The organism is Streptomyces avidinii (genome assembly GCF_014650695.1).
GTDB lineage: Bacteria > Actinomycetota > Actinomycetes > Streptomycetales > Streptomycetaceae > Streptomyces > Streptomyces avidinii.
The window spans coordinates 163,270-187,634 of record NZ_BMVL01000016.1; the positions used below are offsets into that span (position 1 = coordinate 163,270).

General features: G+C 70.0%; 21 protein-coding genes and 5 tRNA genes. 10 read left to right on the forward strand and 16 right to left on the reverse strand.

Translation table 11 applies throughout. The features are described from left to right. Positions 1-62 precede the first annotated feature (62 nt). Complete coding sequence (ndgR, locus tag IE257_RS31895) at positions 63-779, forward strand: IclR family transcriptional regulator NdgR (RefSeq protein WP_007266782.1); 717 nt, start codon at positions 63-65, stop codon at positions 777-779. 200 nt (positions 780-979) lie between these two features. On the opposite strand, the gene IE257_RS31900 is transcribed toward ndgR, so the two are convergent. From IE257_RS31900 to IE257_RS31940, 9 genes are all read right to left on the reverse strand, one after another. Then, positions 980-1,052 (reverse strand) — tRNA-Glu (locus IE257_RS31900). 23 nt (positions 1,053-1,075) lie between these two features. Continuing rightward, positions 1,076-1,147 (reverse strand) — tRNA-Gln (locus IE257_RS31905). Positions 1,148-1,171: 24 nt separating this feature from the next. After that, positions 1,172-1,244 (reverse strand) — tRNA-Glu (locus tag IE257_RS31910). 61 nt (positions 1,245-1,305) lie between these two features. Further along, positions 1,306-1,378 (reverse strand) — tRNA-Glu (locus IE257_RS31915). A 27-nt stretch (positions 1,379-1,405) separates the two neighbouring features. Further along, positions 1,406-1,477, reverse strand: a tRNA-Gln gene (locus IE257_RS31920). Between the two features lie 86 nt (positions 1,478-1,563). Next, positions 1,564-2,292: an HAD family hydrolase gene (locus IE257_RS31925; protein ID WP_189973327.1), complete on the reverse strand. Its 729-nt coding sequence runs from the start codon at positions 2,290-2,292 to the stop codon at positions 1,564-1,566. 129 nt (positions 2,293-2,421) lie between these two features. Beyond that, on the reverse strand, positions 2,422-3,897 hold the full coding sequence (gene gltX, locus IE257_RS31930) for a glutamate--tRNA ligase (protein ID WP_189973328.1): 1,476 nt from the start codon (positions 3,895-3,897) through the stop codon (positions 2,422-2,424). After that, positions 3,890-4,678 carry a fumarylacetoacetate hydrolase family protein gene (locus IE257_RS31935; RefSeq protein WP_189973329.1) on the reverse strand — a complete coding sequence of 263 codons (789 nt, stop codon included), beginning with the start codon at positions 4,676-4,678 and terminating at the stop codon, positions 3,890-3,892. The genes gltX and IE257_RS31935 overlap by 8 nt, the downstream gene beginning before the upstream one ends. Positions 4,679-4,776: 98 nt before the next feature. Then, positions 4,777-4,965, reverse strand: coding sequence for a hypothetical protein (locus tag IE257_RS31940; RefSeq protein WP_189973330.1), 189 nt, complete (start codon positions 4,963-4,965; stop codon positions 4,777-4,779). A gap of 580 nt (positions 4,966-5,545) precedes the next feature. Here IE257_RS31940 and IE257_RS31945 point away from each other — a divergent pair. The 8 genes from IE257_RS31945 (at position 5,546) to IE257_RS31980 (ending at position 15,793) form a co-directional block, all read left to right on the forward strand. Beyond that, complete coding sequence (locus tag IE257_RS31945) at positions 5,546-9,151, forward strand: sensor histidine kinase (RefSeq protein ID WP_189973331.1); 3,606 nt, start codon at positions 5,546-5,548, stop codon at positions 9,149-9,151. Positions 9,152-9,160: 9 nt separating this feature from the next. Further along, entirely contained in the window at positions 9,161-9,574 is a 414-nt protein-coding gene (locus IE257_RS31950) for a roadblock/LC7 domain-containing protein (protein ID WP_030708442.1), read from the forward strand. A 152-nt stretch (positions 9,575-9,726) separates the two neighbouring features. After that, positions 9,727-10,119, forward strand: coding sequence for a DUF742 domain-containing protein (locus tag IE257_RS31955; RefSeq protein WP_030037344.1), 393 nt, complete (start codon positions 9,727-9,729; stop codon positions 10,117-10,119). Then, positions 10,100-10,681 carry a GTP-binding protein gene (locus IE257_RS31960; RefSeq protein ID WP_046776286.1) on the forward strand — a complete coding sequence of 194 codons (582 nt, stop codon included), beginning with the start codon at positions 10,100-10,102 and terminating at the stop codon, positions 10,679-10,681. The genes IE257_RS31955 and IE257_RS31960 overlap by 20 nt, the downstream gene beginning before the upstream one ends. A gap of 292 nt (positions 10,682-10,973) precedes the next feature. Continuing rightward, positions 10,974-14,165 (forward strand): sensor histidine kinase, encoded by a 3,192-nt coding sequence (locus tag IE257_RS31965; protein ID WP_189973332.1) that lies wholly within the window; start codon positions 10,974-10,976, stop codon positions 14,163-14,165. A gap of 10 nt (positions 14,166-14,175) precedes the next feature. Beyond that, a complete protein-coding gene (locus IE257_RS31970; protein WP_030037347.1) occupies positions 14,176-14,589 on the forward strand; it encodes a roadblock/LC7 domain-containing protein in 414 nt (137 codons plus the stop codon). A 93-nt stretch (positions 14,590-14,682) separates the two neighbouring features. Beyond that, the gene (locus IE257_RS31975; protein WP_189973333.1) at positions 14,683-15,228 is read left to right on the forward strand and encodes a DUF742 domain-containing protein; all 546 of its coding nucleotides are present in this window, start codon (positions 14,683-14,685) and stop codon (positions 15,226-15,228) included. Next, positions 15,209-15,793: a GTP-binding protein gene (locus tag IE257_RS31980; protein ID WP_007266770.1), complete on the forward strand. Its 585-nt coding sequence runs from the start codon at positions 15,209-15,211 to the stop codon at positions 15,791-15,793. The genes IE257_RS31975 and IE257_RS31980 overlap by 20 nt, the downstream gene beginning before the upstream one ends. 183 nt (positions 15,794-15,976) lie before the next feature. On the opposite strand, the gene IE257_RS31985 is transcribed toward IE257_RS31980, so the two are convergent. Then, positions 15,977-16,177: an acyl-CoA carboxylase subunit epsilon gene (locus tag IE257_RS31985; protein ID WP_189973334.1), complete on the reverse strand. Its 201-nt coding sequence runs from the start codon at positions 16,175-16,177 to the stop codon at positions 15,977-15,979. Between the two features lie 23 nt (positions 16,178-16,200). Beyond that, positions 16,201-17,784 (reverse strand): acyl-CoA carboxylase subunit beta, encoded by a 1,584-nt coding sequence (locus IE257_RS31990; protein WP_189973335.1) that lies wholly within the window; start codon positions 17,782-17,784, stop codon positions 16,201-16,203. Positions 17,785-18,059: 275 nt separating this feature from the next. On the opposite strand from IE257_RS31990, the gene IE257_RS31995 reads away from it, so the two are divergent. Next, entirely contained in the window at positions 18,060-18,680 is a 621-nt protein-coding gene (locus IE257_RS31995) for a YceI family protein (protein WP_189973336.1), read from the forward strand. A 35-nt stretch (positions 18,681-18,715) separates the two neighbouring features. On the opposite strand, the gene IE257_RS32000 is transcribed toward IE257_RS31995, so the two are convergent. The 5 genes from IE257_RS32000 to IE257_RS32020 form a co-directional block, all read right to left on the reverse strand. Then, positions 18,716-20,074, reverse strand: a complete 1,359-nt coding sequence (locus IE257_RS32000; RefSeq protein WP_189973337.1) for a hypothetical protein — start codon at positions 20,072-20,074, stop codon at positions 18,716-18,718. A 59-nt stretch (positions 20,075-20,133) separates the two neighbouring features. After that, a complete protein-coding gene (cimA, locus tag IE257_RS32005) occupies positions 20,134-21,762 on the reverse strand; it encodes a citramalate synthase (protein WP_189973338.1) in 1,629 nt (542 codons plus the stop codon). Between the two features lie 363 nt (positions 21,763-22,125). Continuing rightward, positions 22,126-22,746 (reverse strand): TetR/AcrR family transcriptional regulator, encoded by a 621-nt coding sequence (locus tag IE257_RS32010; RefSeq protein ID WP_189973339.1) that lies wholly within the window; start codon positions 22,744-22,746, stop codon positions 22,126-22,128. Positions 22,747-22,786: 40 nt separating this feature from the next. After that, complete coding sequence (locus tag IE257_RS32015; protein ID WP_189973340.1) at positions 22,787-23,821, reverse strand: agmatine deiminase family protein; 1,035 nt, start codon at positions 23,819-23,821, stop codon at positions 22,787-22,789. 30 nt (positions 23,822-23,851) lie between these two features. After that, on the reverse strand, positions 23,852-24,365 hold a 514-nt coding region (locus IE257_RS32020), incomplete at its 5' end, for an amidohydrolase family protein (RefSeq protein WP_189973341.1).

Here is a 24,365-nt window from a genome sequence, read left to right on the forward strand (position 1 = left end):
ACTCGCTGGTTCTTGGAAAAATTGAACTTGCGTTTCACAGTGTGAGACGCAAATATCGTTTCATGGACAACTCTAGCGGCGTCGGCGTTCTCGACAAGGCAGCTCTGGTACTGAGCGCACTGGAGTCCGGTCCGGCCACCCTCGCCGGGCTGGTCGCGGCGACAGGGCTCGCACGACCCACGGCACATCGCCTTGCCGTGGCACTGGAACACCACCGGATGGTGGCGAGGGACATGCAGGGCCGGTTCATCCTCGGACCGCGGCTGGCGGAGCTCGCCGCCGCGGCCGGCGAGGACCGTCTGCTGGCCACGGCGGGACCGGTACTCACCCACCTCCGCGACGTGACGGGAGAGAGCGCGCAGCTCTACCGCCGTCAGGGAGACATGCGCATCTGCGTGGCGGCCGCGGAGCGGCTGTCGGGCCTTCGGGACACCGTCCCGGTGGGCTCGACGCTCCCGATGAAGGCCGGTTCGGCCGCGCAGATCCTGATGGCGTGGGAGGAGCCCGAGCGGCTCCACCGCGGCCTCCAGGGCGCGCGCTTCACGGCGACGGCGCTCTCGGGCGTACGGCGCCGCGGCTGGGCGCAGTCGATCGGCGAGCGGGAGCCCGGCGTGGCCTCCGTGTCGGCGCCGGTGCGCGGGCCGTCGAACCGCGTGGTGGCCTCCGTATCGGTCTCCGGTCCGATCGAGCGCCTGACCCGCCACCCGGGGCGCATGCACGCCCAGGCCGTCATCGACGCGGCGGCCCGACTCACGGAGGCGCTGCGCCGCTCCGGCTGAGCATCCTCCCGGCCCGCCAAGGGCCGTTCCCCCACCGATCCCCCGGGTCCGGGGGCGCGTACGACGCCGCACACGTCCTGTACACGCGCCTCCGGGCCCGTACTCATATGCGCAGCCCCATATGCACAGAGGTGCGCGTAACGGCGCACCAAACACGAAAGAGGCCCTCCGCGATGAACGCGGAGGGCCTCTTCGATGCGTACCCCCGACCGGATTCGAACCGGCGCTACCGCCTTGAGAGGGCGGCGTGCTAGGCCGCTACACAACGGGGGCTAGCTGGTGCTGCTGTTACTGCGCTGGGCTACCAGGACTCGAACCTAGAATAAGGGAACCAGAAACCCTCGTGTTGCCAATTACACTATAGCCCAAAGTGGTCTAGACCAGACCAACAGTACCCCCGACCGGATTCGAACCGGCGCTACCGCCTTGAGAGGGCGGCGTGCTAGGCCGCTACACAACGGGGGCCCTAGCGATCCTGCTTCGAGACGTCCGGGTGCGACCCAGGAGATCTCGCGGGAAGGATCTGTACCCCCGACCGGATTCGAACCGGCGCTACCGCCTTGAGAGGGCGGCGTGCTAGGCCGCTACACAACGGGGGCAAAGCACTGCGTTACTGCTGCACTGCGCTGGGGTACCAGGACTCGAACCTAGAATAAGGGAACCAGAAACCCTCGTGTTGCCAATTACACTATACCCCACCAAAAGTCAACCCCTTGCGGGGGCTTTTCTTTGGGTGGCGCCTCCGTCCGGCCTTTCGGCCCGCTCCGGCGGCGCAGAAAGAACATTACCGGATGCCTGACCGTGCTCCAAAACGGGTATCCCCTGCCAGCAGCTCCGGAAGCCCGTCAAGGCCCTCGATGCGGTGCACGCAGTCCGGCCCGGGGCCGCGGCCGCCGGTGCGGTCCAGCCAGATGGCCAGCAGCCCCGCGTCACGGGCGCCCCGGGCGTCGATCTCCGGCTGGTCGCCCACGTACGCCACTTCGCCGGGCGGCAGCCCCAGCTCGGCGCACGCGGCCAGGAAGGCCTCCGCCTCGGGCTTGCTGACCCCGAGTTCGACGGCGCAGACCAGCACCTCGAAGCGGTCGCGCAGTCCGAGCCTGCGCAGTTTGGGGTCCTGGTTGGCGGTGGAGGAGTTGGAGAGCACCCCGTGCCGATAGCCGGCCGCAAGGGCGTCGAGGGCGGGGACCACGTCGGGGAAGACGGTCCAGGCCGCCTTGTAGTGCTCCACGTACTGGTCGAACCATGCGTCGGCCTCGTCCGCGGTCATCGCGGGCTGCTCCAGGAACTCCCGCACCCGCTCCTGCCGCTGCCCCTGGAAGGTCCCTTCGCCCGCCGCGAAGCGCGCCCAGTGCCGGTCGGTGATCTCCCGCCACAGCGCGAGCGCCTGCGCGGGGGTCCCGTACCGCTCGGCGAGCCGGACGGCTTCCAGCTGCGCCGCCAGCCCGGCGGCGTCGGCCCCCGTGTAGTCGAAGAGGGTGTCGTCGATGTCCCACAGCACGGCGCGGATCGGCATACCGCCGAGGCTACGCCGGAAGATCGTCCGGCGGGGGCCGGTCGGGGAAACCGGTGCCGGCCGCAACGCCGCAGGGGGCGGCGGCCGGGGGTTTCCGGCCGCCGCCCCCTGCGGGACGCACGTCGAGAGCTACGCGGCGAGCTTGGCCAGCGCCGCGTCGATACGGGCCAGCGCGCGCTCCTTGCCCAGGATCTCCAGGGACTCGAAGAGCGGCAGGCCGACGGTGCGGCCGGTGACGGCCACCCGGACCGGGGCCTGGGCCTTGCCGAGCTTGAGGCCGTGGGCCTCACCGGCGGTCAGCACGGCCTGCTTGAGGGACTCGGGGTCGGACCAGTCGGCCGACTCCAGGTTGGCGCGCGCCGTGGTGAGCAGCGCGGCCGGCTCGCCCTTCATCGCCTTGTCCCACGAGGCCTGGTCCTCCACCGGCTCCTTCAGGAACAGGAAGTCGACGTTGGCCGTGATGTCCGACAGGACGGTGACCCGGGTCTGGGCGTACGGAGCGATCCGCTCCCAGGCCTCGGCGTCGAAGTCCTCGGGGGCCCAGTTGGCGTGCGGGGCCTGCAGCCACGGGGCGCAGGCGTCCGCGAAGGCCTTCGGGTCCAGCAGGCGGATGTGGTCGCCGTTGATCGACTCGGCCTTCTTCAGGTCGAAGCGGGCCGGGTTGGCGTTCACGCCGTCGATGTCGAACTTCTGGACCATCTCCTCGATCGAGAAGACGTCCTGGTCCTTGGAGAAGGACCAGCCGAGGAGCGAGAGGTAGTTCAGCAGGCCCTCGGGGAGGAAGCCGCGCTCGCGGTACAGGTTGAGCGAGGCTTCGGGGTCGCGCTTGGAGAGCTTCTTGTTGCCCTCGCCCATCACGTACGGCAGGTGGCCGAAGGCGGGGGTGCTCTTGGCCACGCCCAGCTCGATCAGCGCCGCGTAGAGGGCGATCTGGCGGGGGGTCGAGGAGAGCAGGTCCTCGCCGCGCAGGACGTGCGTGATCTCCATCAGCGCGTCGTCGACCGGGTTGACCAGCGTGTAGAGCGGGGCGCCGTTGGCCCGGACGATGCCGAAGTCCGGCACGTTCTCCGGGGTGAAGGTCAACTCGCCGCGGACCAGGTCGGTGAAGGTGATCGGCTCGTCGGGCATCCGGAAGCGGACGATCGCCGGGCGGTGCTCGCCCTGGTACGCCTCGACCTGTGCGGGGGTGAGCTCGCGGCAGTGGCCGTCGTAGCCGGAGGGCTTGCCGGCGGCGCGGGCGGCCGCGCGGCGGGCGTCGAGCTCCTCGGTGCTGCAGTAGCAGTGGTACGCGTGGCCGCCGTCGAGCAGCTTCTTCGCGACGTCCGCGTAGATGTCCATGCGCTCGGACTGGCGGTACGGGGCGTGCGGGCCGCCGACCTCGGGGCCCTCGTCCCAGGTGAAGCCGAGCCAGCGCAGCGAGGCGAGCAGCTGGTCGTAGGACTCCTCGGAGTCACGGGCCGCGTCGGTGTCCTCGATGCGGAAGACGAACGTACCGCCGTGGTGGCGGGCGAACGCCCAGTTGAAGAGTGCGGTCCGGACCAGGCCCACGTGGGGGTTGCCGGTCGGGGAGGGACAGAAACGTACGCGGACAGGTCCGTTAACCACGCTTGATCACCTTGTTGGTGAGAGTGCCGATGCCTTCGATGGTGACGGCGACCACGTCGCCGACGTTGAGGGGGCCGACTCCGGCCGGGGTCCCCGTGAGGATGACGTCGCCGGGGAGCAGCGTCATGGCCTCGGTGATGTGGACGATCAGGTCCTCGATGGAGCGGACCATGTCACTGGTGCGGCCGAGCTGGCGCTGTTCGCCGTTGACCGTGCACTGGATGGTCAGGTCGCTCGGGTCCAGGTCGGTCTCGATCCAGGGGCCGAGGGGGCAGGAGCTGTCGAAGCCCTTGGCCCGGGCCCACTGCTTCTCCCGCTGCTGGACGTCGCGGGCGGTGACGTCGTTGGCGCAGGTGTAGCCGAGGATGACGTCCTTGACGCGCTCCCTGGGGACCTCCCGGCACATGCGGCCGATGACCACGGCGAGCTCCGCCTCGTGGTGGACGTCCTGGGAGAAGGACGGGTAGGTGATCGGATCGCCCGGGCCGACCACCGAGGTGGACGGCTTGAAGAAGGTGATCGGGGCGTCCGGGACCTCGTTGCCCAGCTCCGCCGCGTGCTCCGCGTAGTTGCGGCCGATGGCCACGACCTTGTTCGGGAGCACGGGCGGCAGCAGCCGGACCTTGCTCAGCGGGACCTTCGTGCCGGAGAGCTCGAAGTCCGCGAAGGGGATGCCCTTGATGATGTCGAGCACGAGCGTGGAATCGTCGCCGGGGGCGCCGTCGCCCTCGACCGCGCCGAACGCGACGTTGCCGTCGATCGAGAACCTGGCGATGCGCACCTGTTGCGTCTGCCCCTCTTGTATTTCCGCTGGCTGGAGTCTGCGGACCCCAGGCTAACGCGGCGGGCAGCGGCGCTTCACGTTCCTTTGCGGGGTGGCTACTCCGCGGCGGCGGCGACCGGCACGTTCATGAGGACGGTGCGGCGCGGGTTCGCGGTCTGCGTCGGCAGCTCGACGGCGTGCTCCGGGACGGCCGGTGCCGCCTGCAGGTCCTCGGCGTCCTTGAGGTGCGCGAGGGTGGTGCGGCGGGGGTTGGCTATGTTGCGGAACATCGTCGTCGTCTTCATCGGAGTTCGGGGTCCTCGGTTCGATCTGTGAGTGTCGGCTGTCGCCCGCACCAACCCTGGCGCCAACCCTTTAAGTGGCAAGGCTAAACATCTGAATCCCCCGGCGAACCAGGAAGTAATGGCCATGGCTGTGTGAGTTTGCTCACCCGTGACCCGACATTCCAGGCATAATGGACAGTCAACTTCAGCCGTCAAAACAGACATTGCGCCACTGAATGCGCCATTCCGCTCCTGATCATCTCGACTGGGACACCTTGACAGCCCTGTTGTTTGGATGGCGTAAGTCCGGTTTCTACCGAATGCGGTCGCACATCGCGTAGCGCCTCTGTCACAAGCCGTGACCGACTCTCCGGGCCGACGCTCGCACCTTGTTGGAGATCCTCCACTGTGCTGGAATTCGCGGGAACCGCCGCGGGAATCAGCCGGTGCGCAGGTGGCGCGACTCAGCGCCGAGCGCGGCGGCATGGAGAGGAAGACGCGCCGGTCACCGACGACCACCATGGGGCGGCAAGTGCCCCACGACTCGACACCGTCCCACCGGTCGCCCGGCGGGACGCCTGGTCCAGAGGTTGCGACGCTAGTGCAGGGACGATTCAAGAGGGATGGCAGCGCTGCGGCGGAGCAGGAGCCGCGCGGCGGGACCGACCGTGGCTCCTCGCCCCAGCACGCCCAGAACCGCGGGCCGGCTGTCGAAGGCGCAGGCCCCGACACCTCCGCCGCGGTGAAGGCGAAGGGCCGTGGGAAGTCCGTCAAGGCCCGGGTCAAGGCGAAAGCCGGATCCGTCGCGCCTGCCGGACCGGCCGAGCAGGACGTGGCGATACCGAAGGCCCCCAGTGGGCCCGGTTCCCGCCTCGCCATGCAGAACTGGCGCATCAGCACGCGACTGGTGTCGCTGCTGACCCTGCCGGTCGTCGCGGCCACCACACTCGGTGGTTTCCGTATCAACGACTCGCTCAACGACATCGCGCAGCTGGAACACATGCAGCTGCTGACGACGATGACGCGACAGGCCACCAACCTGGCCGCCATGCTCCAGGAGGAGCGTGACCTCTCCGCGGGTCCGCTCACCCTCTCCAAGGGCAAGACCACCAGCAGTGTCGACAACGCGCGCAAGCTGACCGACACCGCCGCCGAGTCCTTCGCCGCCGCGACCGACAAGGTCGACAGCACGGGCGAGAAGGACGAGACGCTCAAGTCGATCCGCAACAACGTGCTGCAGATCGGCCGCCAGCTCACGAACATCGAGACGATCCGCACCAAGGCGTACGTCAACGGCGCCCAGCAGACCGTCAGCGAGTACAACTCGCTCATCGTCTCGCTCCTCTCGCTCTCCCAGGACATGGCCCAGGCCACCTCCAACCCGGAGATGATCAAGCGCACGCGTGCCCTGGCGGCCTTCTCCGCCGCCAAGGAGTACGCCTCCATCCAGCGCGCGATCATCGCCGCCTCGCTCCCGGACACCAACGAGCGCCAGGGTGAGCTCAAGGAGAACGACCGTCTGTACGCCCTCTCCGCCCAGAAGGGCGAGCAGCAGGCGAAGACGACCTTCGAGCTCGTCTACCAGGGCAAGACCGAGGAACTCCTCGCGGGTCTGGGCGACAGCAACTCCGAGATCTCCAGCGCCGACCACTACGCGCGCCGCGTGCTGGCCAGCCAGGACGCCTTCCTGCGCGAGAAGAACCGCTCGTGGCTCGACTGGTACGACGCCGACGGCACCAAGCTCACGGCCATGAAGGTCATCGAGCTGACGCTGCTCGAGGAGATGGAGCAGAAGGCCCGTGAGCTGAAGAACGAGGCCCAGCAGGACGCCATCATCAACGGTGCCCTGATCCTCCTCGTCCTCGGCGTCTCCCTCGTCGGCGCCTTCGTCATGGCCCGCTCGATGATCCGCTCGCTGCGCCGCCTGCAGGACACCGCGACGCGTGTCGCCCAGGACCGGCTGCCCGAGCTCGTCAAGCAGCTGTCGGAGTCCGACCCGCAGGACGTGGACACGTCCGTGGAGTCGGTCGGTGTGCACACCCGCGACGAGATCGGCCAGGTGGCCGCGGCCTTCGACGACGTGCACCGCGAGGCCGTCCGACTCGCCGCCGAGCAGGCCCTCCTGCGAGGCAACGTCAACGCGATGTTCACCAACCTCTCGCGCCGCTCGCAGGGCCTCATCCAGCGTCAGCTCTCGCTCATCTCCGAACTGGAGTCGCGCGAGGCCGACCCGGACCAGCTGTCCTCGCTCTTCAAGCTCGACCACCTCGCGACCCGCATGCGCCGTAACGGCGAAAACCTCCTCGTCCTCGCGGGCGAGGAGCCGGGCCGCCGGTGGACCCGCCCCGTCCCGCTGGTCGACGTGCTCCGTGCCGCCGCCTCCGAGGTGGAGCAGTACGAGCGTGTCGAGCTGTCCTCGGTGCCCGGCACCGATGTCGCCGGCCGCGTCGTCAACGACCTCGTGCACGTCCTCGCCGAGCTGCTGGAGAACGCCACCTCGTTCTCCTCCCCGCAGACCAAGGTCAAGGTCACCGGTCACGCACTGCCCGACGGCCGCGTGCTCGTCGAGATCCACGACACCGGTATCGGCCTCTCCCCCGAGGACCTCGCCGCGATCAACGAGCGACTCGCGTCGCCGCCGACCGTGGACGTCTCCGTCTCCCGGCGCATGGGCCTGTTCGTGGTCGGCCGCCTGTCCCTGCGACACGGCATCCGGATCCAGCTGCGCCCCTCCGACTCGGGCGGTACGACGGCCCTCGTCATGCTGCCGGTGGACGTCGCCCAGGGCGGCAAGAAGCCGGCTCCGATGGCGGGCCAGGGTGGTCAGGGCGGCCCCGGTGGCGCTCCGGGCACGCCCGGCGCGCAGGGTGCCGTACCCGGCCCGGGCGCACGTCCGTCCGTGGGCTCGGCCCCGCAGCGCGGTCAGGTCGCCGGAGGCGGCCAGCGCGCCGCCCTGCCGGGCCGCGACGGCGGTCCCGGTCAGCGTCCGCAGGGCCCGCAGGGCGGTCGTCCCCCGCAGGGTGGTCCCGGTGCTCCCGGTGGCCGTCCGCAGCAGGGTCCGACCACCACGGGACAGGGCCAGGGTGCCTTCGGTGCCGGTGCTCCGCTGCCGACCCGCGGTCCGGTCGCCAGTGCCGGATTCGGTGCCGGCCAGCAGAACCGTCCGGCGTCCGGTCCCTCCGGATACCCGCAGGGCAACGGCTTCGAGCGACCGCAGCCTCCTCAGCAGCAGCCCCAGCAGCCGGCCGCTCCCGCGGCTCCGGCGCCGGGCGGCCCCCGGCCGCAGCTGCCGCCCCGCGGTGGCGCCGCGCGTCCGGAGCTTCCCGGCCCGCAGACCACCAGCTGGGGCAGCGACCAGGCCCGCGGTCACGACGAGCTCTCGGGCCCCGGCTCGACGGCCGAGTTCGCCCGCCCGGACTTCAACGCCCCGATGCCCCAGGCGGACGGCGGCAACAGCACGACCGGCCAGTTCGAGCGTCCGGACGTACGCGGCCCGCTGAACCCGTCCACCACCGGACAGTTCGAGCGCCCGGGGTACCAGCCCCAGCGCCCGGGCGGCCCCGGTGTCGGCGGGTACGCCCCGCAGCCGCAGGCCCCGCAGCAGCCGCAGGCCGGCGATGCGTACGCACCCGTACCGCCCGCGCGTCCCGAGGCTCCGCGGCTGCCGCAGGGCCACCGCCCGGAGGCCCTGCCCCCGGCGCAGAGCTCCGGTGACGCCCGCAGCCCGATCTTCGACACGCTGGAGTCGAACTGGTTCCGCGAGGAGGGCCAGCAGGCCCCCGCGCAGGGACCGTCCGTACCCCAGCAGCCGCAGCCGGCCCCGCAGCAGCAGCCGCTGCCGCAGCGCGGCCAGGAGCAGGCGGCCGAATCCGCCGTCACGGCGACCGGCGCCACGCCGACCGTCAGCTGGCGGTCCTCGCCGAACGACGAGCTGATGCGCCAGGCCGAGCGCGTCCGTCAGCCCGCCGCCGGCGGCATCACGACCTCGGGGCTGCCCCGCCGGGTCCCGCGGGCGAACCTCGTGGCCGGCACCGCGCAGCAGCAGGCCGAGGCGCAGTCGGGTCCCCAGGTCTCGCGGGCGCCGGACGATGTCCGTGGCCGTCTGACCAACCTCCGACGCGGTATCCAGCAGGGCCGTCAGGCCGGCAACAACGGACCGGCGACCGGCAGTTACCACATCGACCCCACTTACCAGCAGGAGCGTTAGTTGAGTTCGATGAGCCAGGCGGCACAGAACCTGAACTGGTTGATCACCAACTTCGTGGACAACACCCCCGGGGTGTCCCACACGGTGGTGGTCTCCGCCGACGGACTCCTTCTGGCGATGTCCGAAGGATTCCCCCGCGACCGCGCCGATCAGCTGGCGGCCGTGGCCTCCGGACTGACCTCGCTGACCGCCGGTGCCTCCCGCATCTTCGAGGGCGGCGCCGTCAACCAGACCGTGGTCGAGATGGACCGGGGATTCCTCTTCCTCATGTCCGTCTCGGACGGATCCTCGCTGGCCGTACTGGCGCACCCCGAGTGCGACATCGGCCTCGTGGGTTACGAGATGGCCCTTCTGGTGGATCGCGCGGGCAGTGTCCTCACTCCGGACCTGCGCGCCGAACTGCAGGGAAGCCTGCTCGGCTGACTTCCCAATCTCCCGGCCGGACGGTACTACCGGCCGGGGGATCGGGGCACCGCCCCGAAATCCAGTACCCCCGCCAGGCCGTCATACCGTTCCCCCCACCGGCCGCCCCGTCAGACGGCACGCTGACCACTGCTGTCCAGCCCGGAGGATCAATGACCCCGCCCCCCGCCTACCCCGATGCGTACGGAGACTCGTACTCGGAAGGCGATCAGCCGCTGGTGCGTCCGTACGCGATGACCGGCGGCCGGACCCGGCCCCGCTACCAGCTCGCCATCGAGGCGCTGGTCAGCACCACCGCCGATCCGATGCACCTGTCCGGCCTGCTCCCGGAGCACCAGCGCATCTGCACCCTGTGCCGCGAGGTCAAGTCGGTCGCCGAGGTCTCCGCACTTCTGTCGATGCCGCTCGGTGTCGCCCGGATCCTCGTCGCCGACCTGGCGGAGGCCGGAATGGTGGCCATCCACCAGCCGGGCAATGGAGAGGCCGGCGGCACGCCGGATGTAACGCTGCTCGAAAGGGTGCTCAGTGGCCTTCGGAACATCTAGCGGAGCGGCTCCCCGCTCCACCACCTCCGCGAAGATCGTGGTGGCGGGCGGCTTCGGCGTGGGCAAGACCACGTTCGTCGGAGCCGTGTCGGAGATCAACCCGCTGCGCACCGAAGCCGTCATGACCAGCGCCTCGGCCGGGATCGACGACCTCACCCACACCGGTGACAAGACGACCACCACGGTCGCCATGGACTTCGGCCGCATCACCCTCGACCAGGACCTGATCCTGTACCTCTTCGGTACGCCGGGACAGGACCGCTTCTGGTTCATGTGGGACGACCTGGTCCGCGGCGCCATCGGTGCGATCGTGCTCGTGGACACCCGCCGTCTCGCCGACTGCTTCCCCGCGGTCGACTACTTCGAGAACAGCGGCCTGCCGTTCGTCGTGGCTCTCAACGGCTTCGAGGGCCACCAGCCCTACACGCCGGAGGAAGTCCGCGAGGCCCTGCAGATCGGCCCCGGCGCTCCCATCATCACCACCGACGCCCGCCACCGCGCGGACGCCAAGAGCGCGCTCATCACGCTCGTGGAGCACGCCCTCATGGCGCGGCTCAAGTAACACGGTTTCAGTTGTCGCGCGGACGGGCGGGCTGTGTCATACGACACGGCCCGCCCGTGTCGTTCATAACGTTTCGACAGAGAATTGCAGCCATTCGGCAACGGGGTGCGGTCGCCTGGTACCACTGCGCGCACAACTGCCCCTATTTTTGCCGCAGGACGCTCTTTATGTCCGATTTATGTGGGGCATAAGGTTCTGTGAATGGCCGGTTTCAACTGTTTGGAACACGGCCGTTAACCGTGCTGGAATTCAACGAACTAGCTAGTAGCACCGCCGAGAGGTTGTTGGTCGAGTGAGGCGAAGCAACGCAAGCCCCGCGGATGAACCCGCGCGCGGCAACTTCACCCCGCCGCCGCGAGCGGCCGCGTCGCCCGTCGACGTGCCCGTGGAACCGCCCGCGAGCAGCGGGAGCAGCAGCAGGTTCTCGCCCCGCAACTGGCGTGTGCCGACCCGTCTGAACGCCATCCTGCTCGTGCCGGCCCTCGTGGGCCTGGTCATGGGCGGCTTCCAGGTGAAGGGGTCCATCGACACCTGGAACGAGGCCCAGGACGCGGAGAAGATAGCCACGGTCGTCCAGGCGGCCTCGGGCTACAGCCAGGCACTGCTCAACGAGCGTGACCTGACCGCCGAGCCCCTCCTGAACGGCCAGACCAAGGACCCGAAGGTCGCCAAGGCCTACGAGGACACCGCCGCGGCCAAGGAGAAGTTCGACAAGTCCGTCCAGGACATGCCGAAGAACCTCGGCCTGGAGCGGCGTCTGGACCTCTTCCGCGCCGAGGAGCCCAAGCTCGCCCAGGTGCGCGAGAAGGCGTACCTCGCGGCGGTCGAGAGCCCCAAGAAGAACCTGCCCACCTCGGCCGGCCCCATCCCGACCGAAGAGGGCTATGTGCTGGTCCAGCACTACCTCATGCAGTTCGCGAACGAGCTCGGTCTCGGCACCGGCAACGTGACCTCGTACGGCCGCATGGTCTACGCGATCCAGCTGGCCAAGGCGGCGAACTCGCTGCAGCGCTCGGTGGGCACCCACCTGCTGGTGCGTCCGAGCGTGGACGAGAACACCCGCAAGGCCCAGCTCGTCGCCTTCTCCTCCTACGCCTACCTCGAGGAAATCGCCATCGGCGAGTACGTCGCGGCGGGTACCGAGGAGGACGTGAACCGCCTCAAGGCGGTCATGGCCAAGAAGTCCGAGGAGGGCGCGGCCAAGATCGCCGACGCCAAGCACCAGGCGGAGCAGGCCGGTGTCCGCTTCGTGCCGCCGCCGGAGGTCAACAAGAACCCGCTCCTCGGCATGACCGAGGCGATCGCCAGCGGTGAGCCCAAGAAGAAGCTCGCCGAGAACGGGACGAACCCCGCGTTCTGGCAGGCTGCCGCCACCGCGAAGTTCGACGGCTACGACGAGGTCGAGAAGGAACTCCTCGACAAGGCCGTCAAGGACGCCGTCGCGGTCTCCGACGACGCCCGCACGGACGCGATCGTCAACGGCGGCATCGTGGTCGTGGCCCTGCTCGCCGCCTTCATCCTGGCCGGCATGATGGCCCGCCAGATGGGCCGCGCGATGGCCCGTCTGCGCAGCGCCGCCTTCGACATCGCCGAGCAGCGCCTGCCGATGCTCGTCGACCAGCTCTCGCGCACCGACCCCGGCAAGGTGGACACCCGCGTCCACCCGATCCCCATCGACTCCCAGGACGAGATCGGCGAGGTCGCCCGCGCCTTCGACCAGGTCCACCGGGAAGCGGTCCGGCTCGCGGCCGAGCAGGCCCTCCTGCGGGGCAACGTCAACGCGATCTTCACGAACCTCTCCATGCGCAACCAGTCGCTGATCGAGGGCCAGCTGACCCTCATCACCGACCTGGAGAACAACGAGGCCGACCCGGACCAGCTGGAGAACCTCTTCCGCCTGGACCACCTGGCCACCCGTATGCGCCGCAACGGCGAGAACCTCCTCATCCTCGCGGGTGAGGAGCCGGGCCGCCGCTGGGACCAGCCGGTGCCGCTCGTCGACGTGCTGCGCGCCGCCTCCTCCGAGGTGGAGCAGTACGAGCGCATCGAGCTCTCCGGTGTCTCCGAGGCCGAGATCCACGGCCAGGCCGTGACCGACCTCGTGCACCTGCTCGCCGAGCTGCTGGAGAACGCCACCACGTTCTCCTCCCCGCAGACCAAGGTCCGCGTCAACGCCACGCGTCTGCCCGACGGCCGCGTGATGGTCGAGATCCACGACAAGGGCATCGGCCTCACCGCCGAGGACTTCGCGGACATCAACCACAAGCTCGCCAACCCGCCGACCGTGGACGCCGCGATCTCGCAGCGCATGGGTCTGTTCGTGGTCGGCCGGCTGGCGGACCGCCACAGCATCCGCGTCCAGCTGCGCCCCTCGGGCGAGGCGGCCGGTACCACTTCGCTGGTCATGCTCCCGGACGCCATCACCCACGGTGGCGGTGGCGAGGGCATTCCGGACGACGACTTCACGGTCTCGCAGATCATTCCGGAGCAGCAGGCCCAGCTGGCACCTCCGTTGCGCACCGCCGCCGAGCTCGGCTTCGACGACTCGCGGTACGACCAGCAGGGCGCCGACGGCCTCCCGGCCGACCCGGTCGGCCGATCCCTGGGCCAGCAGGAGCGCCGGGCCGCGCTGGCGGCCCAGGTGGGTTACCCGCCGGAACAGCAGCCGTATCCCGCCCAGGAGTATCCGGAACCCCAGCCTGAGCACGGGTACCAGGAGTACCAGGGCTACGAACAGCAGTCCGAGCAGGCCTACGACACCTCGTACGAGGCCCAGCAGGCGCAGCAGGCCCAGCAGGGCTACGAGGCGTACCCGCAGCAGGACTACGGCTATACGGAAGACGGCTACCCGGACCAGCAGCCGGCCGCACAGGGCTACGACAATGGCTTCGATGCCAGGTCGGAGCAGGCCGAGTGGCCCGAGCAGAACACGTATCCGGCTGCCTACCAGCAGAATTACGGGACCGAATCGGAATCCCAAGCCGTCCCCGAACCCGCCGCGGAGCGCGTAGGCTTCGACCGTCCGGGCGCCGCAGCCGACACCGGTCACACGATGACCGGAGCGGGCCTGCCGCGACGCGGCAGCCAGCAGCAGTGGCCGCCCGGGAAGCAGGAAGCGGAGTCCACCGGATCCCTCTTCGAACAGCGGTCGCCGCGTCAGCAGCAGGCCGCCGAACCGGAGCGGACCCCGGAGGAAACTGAAGGCACCGCCGCCTGGCGTTCGCGCAACGACGAACGCTGGCAGCAGGCCGGAAAGCTCCGTGAGCCGAAGGCGGGCGGGGTCACTCCGTCCGGTCTCCCTCGGCGCGTGCCCAAGGCCAACCTGGTCGAGGGCGCAGCGGAGACGACCCCGCAGGGCGGCCCCCAGGTCTCCCGCGCTCCGGAGGACGTCCGCGGCAGGTTGAGCAACCTGCGGCGCGGTGTCCAGCAGGGACGCAGCGCGGGTTCTGAGCAGTCAAGTAACAGCTATGACCAGGAGCGTTAGTGTGAGCCCGATGAGCCAGGCGGCACAGAACCTGAACTGGTTGATCACCAACTTCGTGGACAACACCCCCGGGGTGTCCCACACGGTGGTGGTCTCCGCCGACGGCCTTCTTCTGGCGATGTCCGACGGATTTCCGCGCGACCGCGCCGATCAGCTGGCGGCCGTGGCCTCCGGACTGACCTCGCTGACCGCCGGTGCCTCCCGCATCTTCGAGGGCGGCGCCGTCAACCAGACCGTGGTCGAGATGGACCGGGGATTCCTCTTCCTCATGTCCGTCTCGGACGGATCGTCCCTCGCGGTGCTCGCACACCCCGAGTGCGACATCGGCCTCGTAGGCTATGAGATGGCCCTTTTGGTGGATCGTGCGGGCAGTGTCCTCACTCCGGATCTGCGTGCCGAACTGCAGGGAAGTCTTCTCAACTAGCAGACAGGCAGTGCGTTTCGCGCCATCGCACCATAGGGTGCGGTGGCGCGGTTCCACAGGGAGTACTGCGTACTTGGAGTCGGAGGAGGAAACGTGACAACACCCGGAGGACATCCTTATGGCGGCGCGCAGCAGCCGCAGGGTGGGCACGACCAGAACCGCTTCAACTTCCCCTCCGCGCCCAGCCGGCCCGTGCCGGAGCAGAATCCCTACCAGCAGCAGCAGTACGGACAGCCCCAGATGCCTCCGCAGCACCAGCAGCCGCCGCGCGCCGCACGGCAGCCGGCGCCGAAGGCGCACAACCCGCTGGTGCGTCCGTACGCGATGACCGGCGGCCGTACGCGGCCGCGCTACCAGCTCGCCATCGAGGCGCTGGTCAGTACCACGGCGGATCCCGCGCGTCTGCAAGGGCAGTTGCCCGAGCACCAGCGCATCTGCCGCCTGTGCCAGGAGATCAAATCCGTAGCGGAGATCTCGGCACTTCTCTCCATTCCTCTTGGTGTCGCCCGCATCCTCGTCGCCGACCTGGCGGAGGCGGGCCTTGTCGCCATTCACCAGCCCGGCGGCGACGAGTCTGCCGGTGGCCAGCCAGACGTGACACTGCTCGAAAGGGTGCTCAGTGGACTTCGCAAGCTCTAACGGCGGAGCGGCTCCCCGCTCCACCACCTCCGCGAAGATCGTGGTGGCGGGCGGCTTCGGCGTGGGCAAGACCACGTTCGTCGGCGCGGTCTCCGAGATCAACCCGCTGCGCACCGAAGCCGTGATGACCAGCGCCTCGGCCGGGATCGACGACCTCACCCACACCGGTGACAAGACGACCACCACGGTCGCCATGGACTTCGGCCGCATCACCCTCGACCAGGACCTGATCCTGTACCTCTTCGGTACGCCGGGACAGGACCGCTTCTGGTTCATGTGGGACGACCTGGTCCGCGGCGCCATCGGTGCCGTCGTGCTCGTGGACACCCGCCGTCTCGCCGACTGCTTCCCCGCGGTCGACTACTTCGAGAACAGCGGCCTGCCGTTCGTCATCGCCCTCAACGGCTTCGACGGGCACCAGCCCTACACGCCGGAGGAAGTCCGCGAGGCCCTGCAGATCGGCCCGGACGCTCCCATCATCACCACCGACGCCCGCCACCGCGCGGACGCCAAGAGCGCGCTCATCACGCTCGTGGAGCACGCCCTCATGGCGCGCCTGCGGTAGTTCCGTCCGCCGCACCCGACAGGCCCCTGTGTCACGACGCGGGGGCCTTCGCGCGTCCCGGGGCGCGCGGCGGGTACGTCAGGTACGCGGGGCAGCGCGCGGCGGTGCGTACGCAGCCGGGCACGGAGGTACGCGGAAGGCCCCGCACCCTGGACGGGTGCGGGGCCTTCGGGGCTCGGGAGCTCAGCCCTGCCAGCTGTGCGGGGCGCGGAAGCCGGGCGTGCGCTCCAGGCGGCGCCAGCCGGCCTGGCGGGGCACGCTGACCGTGGTCTCCTCGGGCGTGGCGGCCGCGCGGGCGAGCAGGATCGCGGTGATCGCGGCCAGCTCCTCGGGGGCGGCATTGCCCTTCTCGACGCGCAGCAGGGTGTCAGTGGCGGTGGTCATGTGGTGGCAGGTCTCCTTCGCGGTTACTGCGGCGGGTTGCCGTGCTTGCGGGACGGCAGATCGGCGTGCTTGTTGCGGAGCATCGCGAGGGCGCTGACGAGCACCTCGCGGGTCTCGGCGGGGTCGATGACGTCGTCGACGAGGCCGCGCTCGGCCGCGTAGTACGGGTGCATCAGTTCGGCCTTGTACTCCTTGACCATGCGGACGCGCATGGCCTCGGAGTCCTCGGCGTCCGCGATCTGCTTGCGGAAGATGACGTTGGCCGCGCCCTCGGCGCCCATCACGGCGATCTCGTTGGTCGGCCAGGCGTAGGTGATGTCGGCGCCGATGGACTGGGAGTCCATGACGATGTACGCGCCGCCGTAGGCCTTGCGCAGGATCAGCGAGATCCGCGGGACGGTGGCGTTGCAGTACGCGTACAGGAGCTTGGCGCCGTGGCGGATGATGCCGCCGTGCTCCTGGTCGACGCCCGGCAGGAAGCCGGGGACGTCGAGCAGGGTGATGATCGGGATGTTGAAGGCGTCGCACATCTGGACGAAGCGCGCGGCCTTTTCGGAGGCCTCGATGTCCAGGACACCGGCGAGGTGGCCGGGCTGGTTGGCGACGATGCCGACGACCTGGCCGTTCATCCGGGCCAGGGCGCAGATGATGTTGCGGGCCCAGCGCTCGTGGATCTCCAGGACGTCGCCCTCGTCGACGAGCTCCTCGATGACCTTGAGCATGTCGTAGGGGCGGTTGCCGTCGGCGGGCACCAGGTCCAGCAGGACCTCGCTGCGCCGGTCGGCCGGGTCGCTCGTCTCGTGGACGGGCGGGTTCTCGCGGTTGTTGGAGGGCAGCATCGAAATGAGGTAGCGGACCTCGGAGATGCAGGTCTCCTCGTCGTCGTACGCGAAGTGCGCGACGCCGGAGGTCTCGGCGTGCACGTCGGCGCCACCGAGGCCGTTCTGGGTGATCTCCTCGCCCGTCACCGCGCGGACCACGTCCGGGCCGGTGATGAACATCTGCGAGGTCTCCCGCACCATGAACACGAAGTCCGTGAGGGCCGGGGAGTACGCGGCGCCACCGGCGCAGGGGCCCAGCATGACCGAGATCTGCGGGATGACACCCGAGGCCTTGGTGTTGCGCTGGAAGATGCCGCCGTAGCCGGCCAGCGCCGAGACGCCCTCCTGGATACGGGCGCCGGCGCCGTCGTTCAGGGAGACCAGCGGGGCACCGGCCGCGATGGCCATGTCCATGATCTTGTGGATCTTCGTGGCGTGGGCCTCGCCCAGGGCGCCGCCGAAGATGCGGAAGTCGTGCGCGTAGACGAAGACCGTGCGGCCCTCGACCGTGCCCCAGCCGGTGATGACACCGTCGGTGTAGGGCTTCTTGTTCTCCAGGCCGAAGCCGGTCGCCCGGTGGCGGCGGAGCTGCTCGACCTCCCGGAAGGAACCCTCGTCGAGCAGCAGCGCGATGCGCTCACGGGCGGTCAGCTTGCCCTTGGCGTGCTGCGTCTCGGTCGCGCGGTCGCTGGGGCCGCGCCTCGCCTGCTCGCGCAGGGAGTGCAGCTCGGCCACGCGCCCGCGGGCGTCCGTCGGCTCGCTCGGGGTCTGGTCCACAACGGTCATGTACCGACCTTACGAAGATCGCGATGAAAAACCTCCGTTCATTCCGCACAGTCTCGGGAGTCTTCCGCTGTCCGGCCCGCACAGTACGCCCGGGGGATGTAGGGACTCCGCCAGACGGGGCACTCCCCCGTTGTAGGACTTTGACAAATTGAGCTGACACCCTGACCAGATGTTGAAATTTGAACGGAATGGGTCTAACGTCATCCTCGTTGAAGTCGTTGAACATTCAACAGATAGTCGGTCGATCCGACCGGCACACCACCGAGGAGTACGTCATGGGAATCTTCACCCGCCGCAACCAGAACGTGGACGTCCAGGACGGCGCCGCCGTCGCCACCCTGGAGGTCGACCCTGCGCTCGCCGCCCTCACCGGCGACTACGTCATCGACCCGGCGCACAGCAGCATCGGCTTCACCGTCCGGCACGCCATGGTGACCAATGTCCGCGGTGCCTTCACCGAGCACGAGGGGACCCTGCACCTCGACGGCGCGGACCCGGCCCGCTCCACCGCCACCATCGAGGTCAAGATCGCCTCGATCGACACCGGCATCGCCGACCGCGACGCCCACCTGCGCAGCGGCGACTTCTTCGACGCCGAGGCCTTCCCGCTGATGACCTTCCGCTCCACCACCGCGGCCACGCTCGGCGGGGACACGTACCGCATCACGGGCGACCTGACGATCAAGGACGTCACCCGCCCGCTCTCCATCGACCTGGAGTTCAACGGTTCGGCCACCGACCCGTACGGCAACGAGCGCGTCGGCTTCGAGGGCTCCGCCGAGATCCTGCGCTCCGACTGGGGCCTGACGTGGAACGCCGCGCTGGAGGCCGGCGGTGTGATGGTCAGCGACAAGGTGAAGCTGACCTTCGACATCTCCGCCATCAAGCAGGCCTGACGCCGGACGCCCCGACGCCCGGAACCCGGGGGCGGCTAGAAGCCGCCCCCGCCGTCGAAGCCACCGCCGCCGAAACCGCCTCCGCCGCCGAAGTCCCCGCCGCCGAAGTCGGACGGGTTGAAGTCGGCCCCGGAGACGTCCCCGCCCTCGAAGCCACCGCCCATGCCGCCGCCGTAGTCCGCGGCGTAGGCCGGGCTGGACATCATCGAACCGAGCATCGTGCCCACCAGCAGGCCGGGCAGGATGCCACCGCCGAAGTAGCCGCCGGCCCAGGGACCGTACGCCGGGCCGGCGTCGTAGTACGGCCGCGGCCCGCGGTCGGTCTCGACCGTACGGACCGCCGGGTCCAGGCCGTCGCGCAGCCGGACGGCGTCCGCCGTGCAGACCGGCACGCTACGGGCCGCCCCGCCCGCCGGAGCCCAGGAGGCGTCCTCGGTACTCGGCCCGTGGCGCGGGTCGAAGAAGCAGGGCGAGCGGCGCTCGGGCAGCGGCCTGCCGCCTCGGCGCGCATCGAGGGTGGCCAGCGCGAAGCGGCCGTCCTCCAGTGCCTGGGTGGCGCCCTTGACCTCCTCGGGATACTGCACCGAGGCCATGATCTGCTTGGCCCTGTCGTACGAGTCGAGCCCCTGCTCGTAGTCCCCCCGCATCGCGTCATCGGCGCCCGGCTCGCCCGGGTGGAAGTCGAGCCGTTCGAGCTCCTCGCCGAAGGCCGTGATGTCCTCGTCCACGACCACGCCCAGCCGGGCGATGGCCTCGCGCCGGGCCTCTTCCTTCTTCATGCGGTTGCGGCGGACCACCGCGTACGCACCGCCGCCGCCCACCACGGCCACCGCTCCGAGGGCGACCAGCCCGCCGACCGGGACGCCCTCGTCGGCGCCGGTCGTGCCCCAGGAGGCGGGAGCGCCGCCCCGGACCTGGGTCAGGGCCTGGTCCACGAAGTTGTTGAGCTGCGTGTTCGCGTCCACCGGGGCGCCGGTCTTGACGGCCTCGGTGAGGTTGCGCACCGCGTTCGTCGGCATGACGGCCCGGTCGGCGCCGGCGTCGAAGCCGTCACCGAGCCGGATCGCGTAGAGCCCGGTGATACCGGTCTCGGCGCGGACGGCGCCGAGCACCTTGTCCTCCGGGAACTCGGCGGTGGCCGGCAGCACGGCCACGAACACCGGCTTCCCCGCGTCCTTGATCTTCTTCGCGAGCGCGTCCGCCTGGGCCGTCGACAGCTGCGCCTCGGCCCCCGGGGCGACATAGACCGGGCCCTGCTTGAGGGCCTCCCCCACGGCGGCGACCCCGGTGGCCGCCGAAGCCTGCGGCGCGGCGACGAGGGCGGTCGCCGCCAGCGCCAGCAGCAGACCGGAGAGCAGCGATCCGAAGCGTACGGAAATCAGCCTGGTCCTCATACCATGACGCTACCGGAACCGGTACTTTCCCGTGTGAGCTGGACATAAGGGCCGGCGGATCACTCGGCCGGTTCGACGCCCGCGTGCAGGAGGCCGTACGTGAATGCGTCCTCCAGGGCCTGCCAGGACGCCGCGATCACGTTCGGGGCCACGCCGACCGTGGACCACTCGCGTTCGCCGTCCGTCGTCGCGACCAGCACGCGGGTCGTGGACTCCGTGCCGTGCGTGCCCTCCAGGATGCGGACCTTGTAGTCGACCAGCTCGAACTTGGCGAGCTGGGGGTAGAACCGCTCCAGTGCCACCCGCAGGGCCCGGTCCAGCGCGTTGACGGGGCCGTTGCCCTCCGCCGTCGCGACGATCCGCTCACCCTTGGCCCACAGCTTCACCGTGGCCTCGTTCGCGTGGGTGCCGTCCGGACGGTCCTCGATGATCGCCCGCCAGGACTCGATGCGGAAGTACTTGCGGGCCCGGCCCTCGGCCTCGGCCCGCAGCAGGAGCTCGAAGGAGGCGTCGGCCGCCTCGTACGTGTAGCCCTGGAGCTCACGTGCCTTGACCCGCTCCACGACCCGGGAGATCAGCGCGCGGTCCCCGCCGAGGTCGACGCCGAGCTCCTTGCCCTTGAGCTCGATGGAGGCACGGCCGGCCATGTCGGAGACCAGCATCCGCATGGTGTTGCCGACCCGCTCGGGGTCGATGTGCTGGTAGAGGTCCGGGTCGACCTTGATGGCCGAGGCGTGCAGGCCCGCCTTGTGCGCGAAGGCGGAGACGCCGACGTAGGGCTGGTGCGTGGAGGGGGTGAGGTTCACGACCTCGGCGATGGCGTGCGAGATCCGGGTCATCTCGGCCAGCGCCCCGTCGGGAAGCACCTTGCGTCCGTACTTGATCTCCAGGGCGGCGACGACGGGGAAGAGGTTGGCGTTGCCGACGCGCTCGCCGTACCCGTTCGCCGTGCACTGGACGTGGGTGGCTCCCGCGTCCACGGCGGCCAGGGTGTTGGCGACGGCGCAGCCGGTGTCGTCCTGGGCGTGGATGCCCAGGCGGGCGCCGGTGTCGGCGAGGACGGTGGCGACGGTGGCGGTCACCTGGGCGGGCAGCATGCCGCCGTTGGTGTCGCAGAGGATGACCACGTCGGCGCCGGCCTCGTGGGCGGTGCGGACGACGGACTTGGCGTACTCGGGGTTGGCGCGGTAGCCGTCGAAGAAGTGCTCGCAGTCGACGAAGACGCGGCGGCCCGCGGCGACGAGGTGGGAGACGGTGTCGCGGACCATCTCCAGGTTCTCTTCGAGGGTGGTGCGCAGGGCGAGCTCGACGTGGCGGTCGTGGGACTTGGCGACGAGCGTGATGACCGGGGCGCCGGATTCCAGCAGGGCCCGCACCTGCGGGTCCTGGGCGGCCGAGCCGCCCGCGCGCCGGGTCGCGCCGAAGGCGACCAGCTGCGCGTTCCTGAAGCGGATCTCCGCCCGGGCGCGGGCGAAGAACTCGGTGTCACGGGGGTTGGCGCCGGGCCAGCCGCCCTCGATGAAGCCCACTCCGAAGTCGTCCAGGTGCCGGGCGATCGTCAGCTTGTCGGCGACCGTGAGGTTGATGCCCTCGCGCTGGGCGCCGTCGCGCAGGGTGGTGTCGAAGACGTGGAAGCTGTCGTCCAGGCCTTCTGACAGCACAGTTGCCGCCTCTGGTGTCGTCGTCATGCTGATCTGACTCCTGTCGGATGAGTGGTTCCGGATGCCCGCCAAAGGGGCAGGCCGCCGTCACTGCCCCCATCATCGCGCGCGGTCGGGTCCCGGTACGGATGGTCCGGGAAACGAAAAAACCTCTCGCGGGTAGCGAGAGGTCTGCGCGCGGGTCCGAGGCACGGTGGCCGCTTCCGCGAAGTTCTTCCGCGGTTCAGCGGCCACTGGGGACCGGCGCGCTGCTGGCGATAATCATGAGCTGAGCAGGCACGCTGGCAGTGTGCCACAACGCCCGCCGCGGATGGACATGGATCTCAGCATGCGGGCACCTGGGCTCGGAGCGGCTGCTGGGACCCGCCCGCGGCTCACGCGGCGCCGGGGCTAATGCGGCAGGGCCAGGGTCTCCACCAGGAATTCCCTCACGTGGGTGAGGATCGCCGTCCGGTCCAGCGTCGGCAGGCCCACGGCCAGCTGGATGCTGAAGCCGTCGAGCAGGGCCCGGATCCGCGTCGCCGCGCGTTCGGCGTCCACCGGGCGGAACTCGCCGCGGGAGATGCCCTCGGCCAGCAGGGCCACCAGGTCCCGGTGCCAGGCGCCCTCGATGGCCGCCTGCCGGTCGCGTTCCTGGGGGCCGGCGTTCTGGGAGCGGTTCCAGACCTCCAGCCACAGCGTCCAGTGCGGGTCGCGGGGCTGCGTGGGCACGTACAGGTCCACGTAGGCCTGCAGGCGCTCGCTCACCGGTCCGCGGCGGGCGAGCAGGGCCCGCCGCTCGCGGCCCAGTTCCGCCTCGCTCCACTCCAGGGTCTGCAGCAGGAGCTCGTCCTTGCTGCGGAAGTAGTAGAGGAGGTGGCCGCTGCTCATGCCGACCTCGCGGCCCAGGCCGGCCATGGTCAGGCCTTCCAGGCCGCGCTCGGCGATCGTGGCCATGGCGGCGACGAGTACGTCCTCGCGCGGGGGCGCGTTCTTCCGCGCCGCGCGTACCGGTACTCCACCCGCCACCATGGACCCACTCCTTGTCGGTCGGCCGCCGGTCGTCTGCGGATCAGACCTTCGGCTGCTGCTGGGTGATGCAGTGGATACCGCCACCCCCGGCGAAAATCGTACGTGCGTCGACGAGTGTCACGGTCCGCTCGGGGAACAGCCCGCGGAAGATCTCGGCGGCCTCCTCGTCGCGGGGATCGTCGAAGGCGCACAGCACGACGCCGCCGTTGCAGAGGTAGTGGTTGATGTACGAGTAGTCCACCCACTCGCCGTCCTCCTCCAGCACGGTCGGCGCCGGGATCTCCACGACCTCCAGCTGCCGGCCCCTGGCGTCGGTGGACGCCCGGAGGATGGCCGCGACGGTCTTGCAGCGCTCGTGGTCCGGGTGGGCCGGGTCGGGCTGCGTGTGGACCATGACGACGCCGGGGCGGGCGAAGGCGGCGACGATGTCGACGTGGCCCTGGGTGCCGTAGGTGCCGTAGTCGCCGGCCAGGCCGTACGGCAGCCAGATCGCCTTGGTGGTGCCGAGGTGGGCGTGGATCTCGGCCTCCACCTGCTGGCGGGTCCAGCCGGGGTTGCGGCCCTCGCCCAGCTGCACGGTGTCGGTGAGGAGTACGGTGCCCTCGCCGTCGACGTGGATGGCGCCGCCCTCGTTGACGAGCTCGGTGCTGTACGTACGGGTGCCGATCACGTCCGAGACGTGCCGGGCGATCTTGGAGTCGTGGTCCCAGCGGGCCCACTCCTGGGCGCCCCAGCCGTTGAAGGTCCAGTCGACGGCGGCGAGCTCGCCGGCGTCGTTGGTGACGAACGTCGGGCCGATGTCGCGCATCCAGGCGTCGTCGAGCTCCTGCTCGACCAGCTGTACGTCGTCGCCCACGATCGCGCGGGCGCTCTCCGCGTCGCCGGGCGAGACCACGAGGGTCACCGGCTCGTACGCACGGACCGCGCGGGCGACGGCGCCCCAGGCCTCGCGGGCCTCCGCGAGCTCCTCGGCGTTGGTGAAGGTCGGGTTGGGGCTGGGCCAGGCCATCCAGGTGCGCTCGTGGGGCGTCCACTCGGCGGGCATCCGGAAGCCGTCGTTCACAGGCTTGGTCATGGGAGGCAGGTCCTTACGGGCTGTGCTGGCTTACAGGAAGTACAGGCGGTTGAGGGAGACCGATTCGGCGGCCTCGGAGCGCAGCGGTTCCCCGTCGAGGGAGACCAGTCCGCTGCGCGCGTCCACATCGACCGCGCCCACCCGGGAGTTGAGCAGGAGGTCCTTGGGGCCGATGCCGCGGGTGCCGCGGACGGCGACGCGGCGACGACGGGTCGGCATCTCGTCGCTGCCCAGGGCGGCGGCCGCGGCCGAGACGAAGGCGACGGAGATGTCGGCGGCCGTGGCCCCGTACGAGCCGAACTGCGGTCCGAGGACCAGGGGTTCGCAGGTGTCGGTGGCGGCGTTGGGGTCGCCGGTGACTCCGTAGGCGGGGAAGCCGGACTTCAGCACCATCTGCGGCTTGGCGCCGAAGAACTGCGGGCGCCAGAGCACGATGTCGGCGAGTTTGCCGACCTCGATGGAGCCGATCTCGTGGGCGAGGCCATGGGCGATCGCCGGGTTGATGGTCAGCTTGGCGATGTAGCGCAGGACGCGGGCGTTGTCG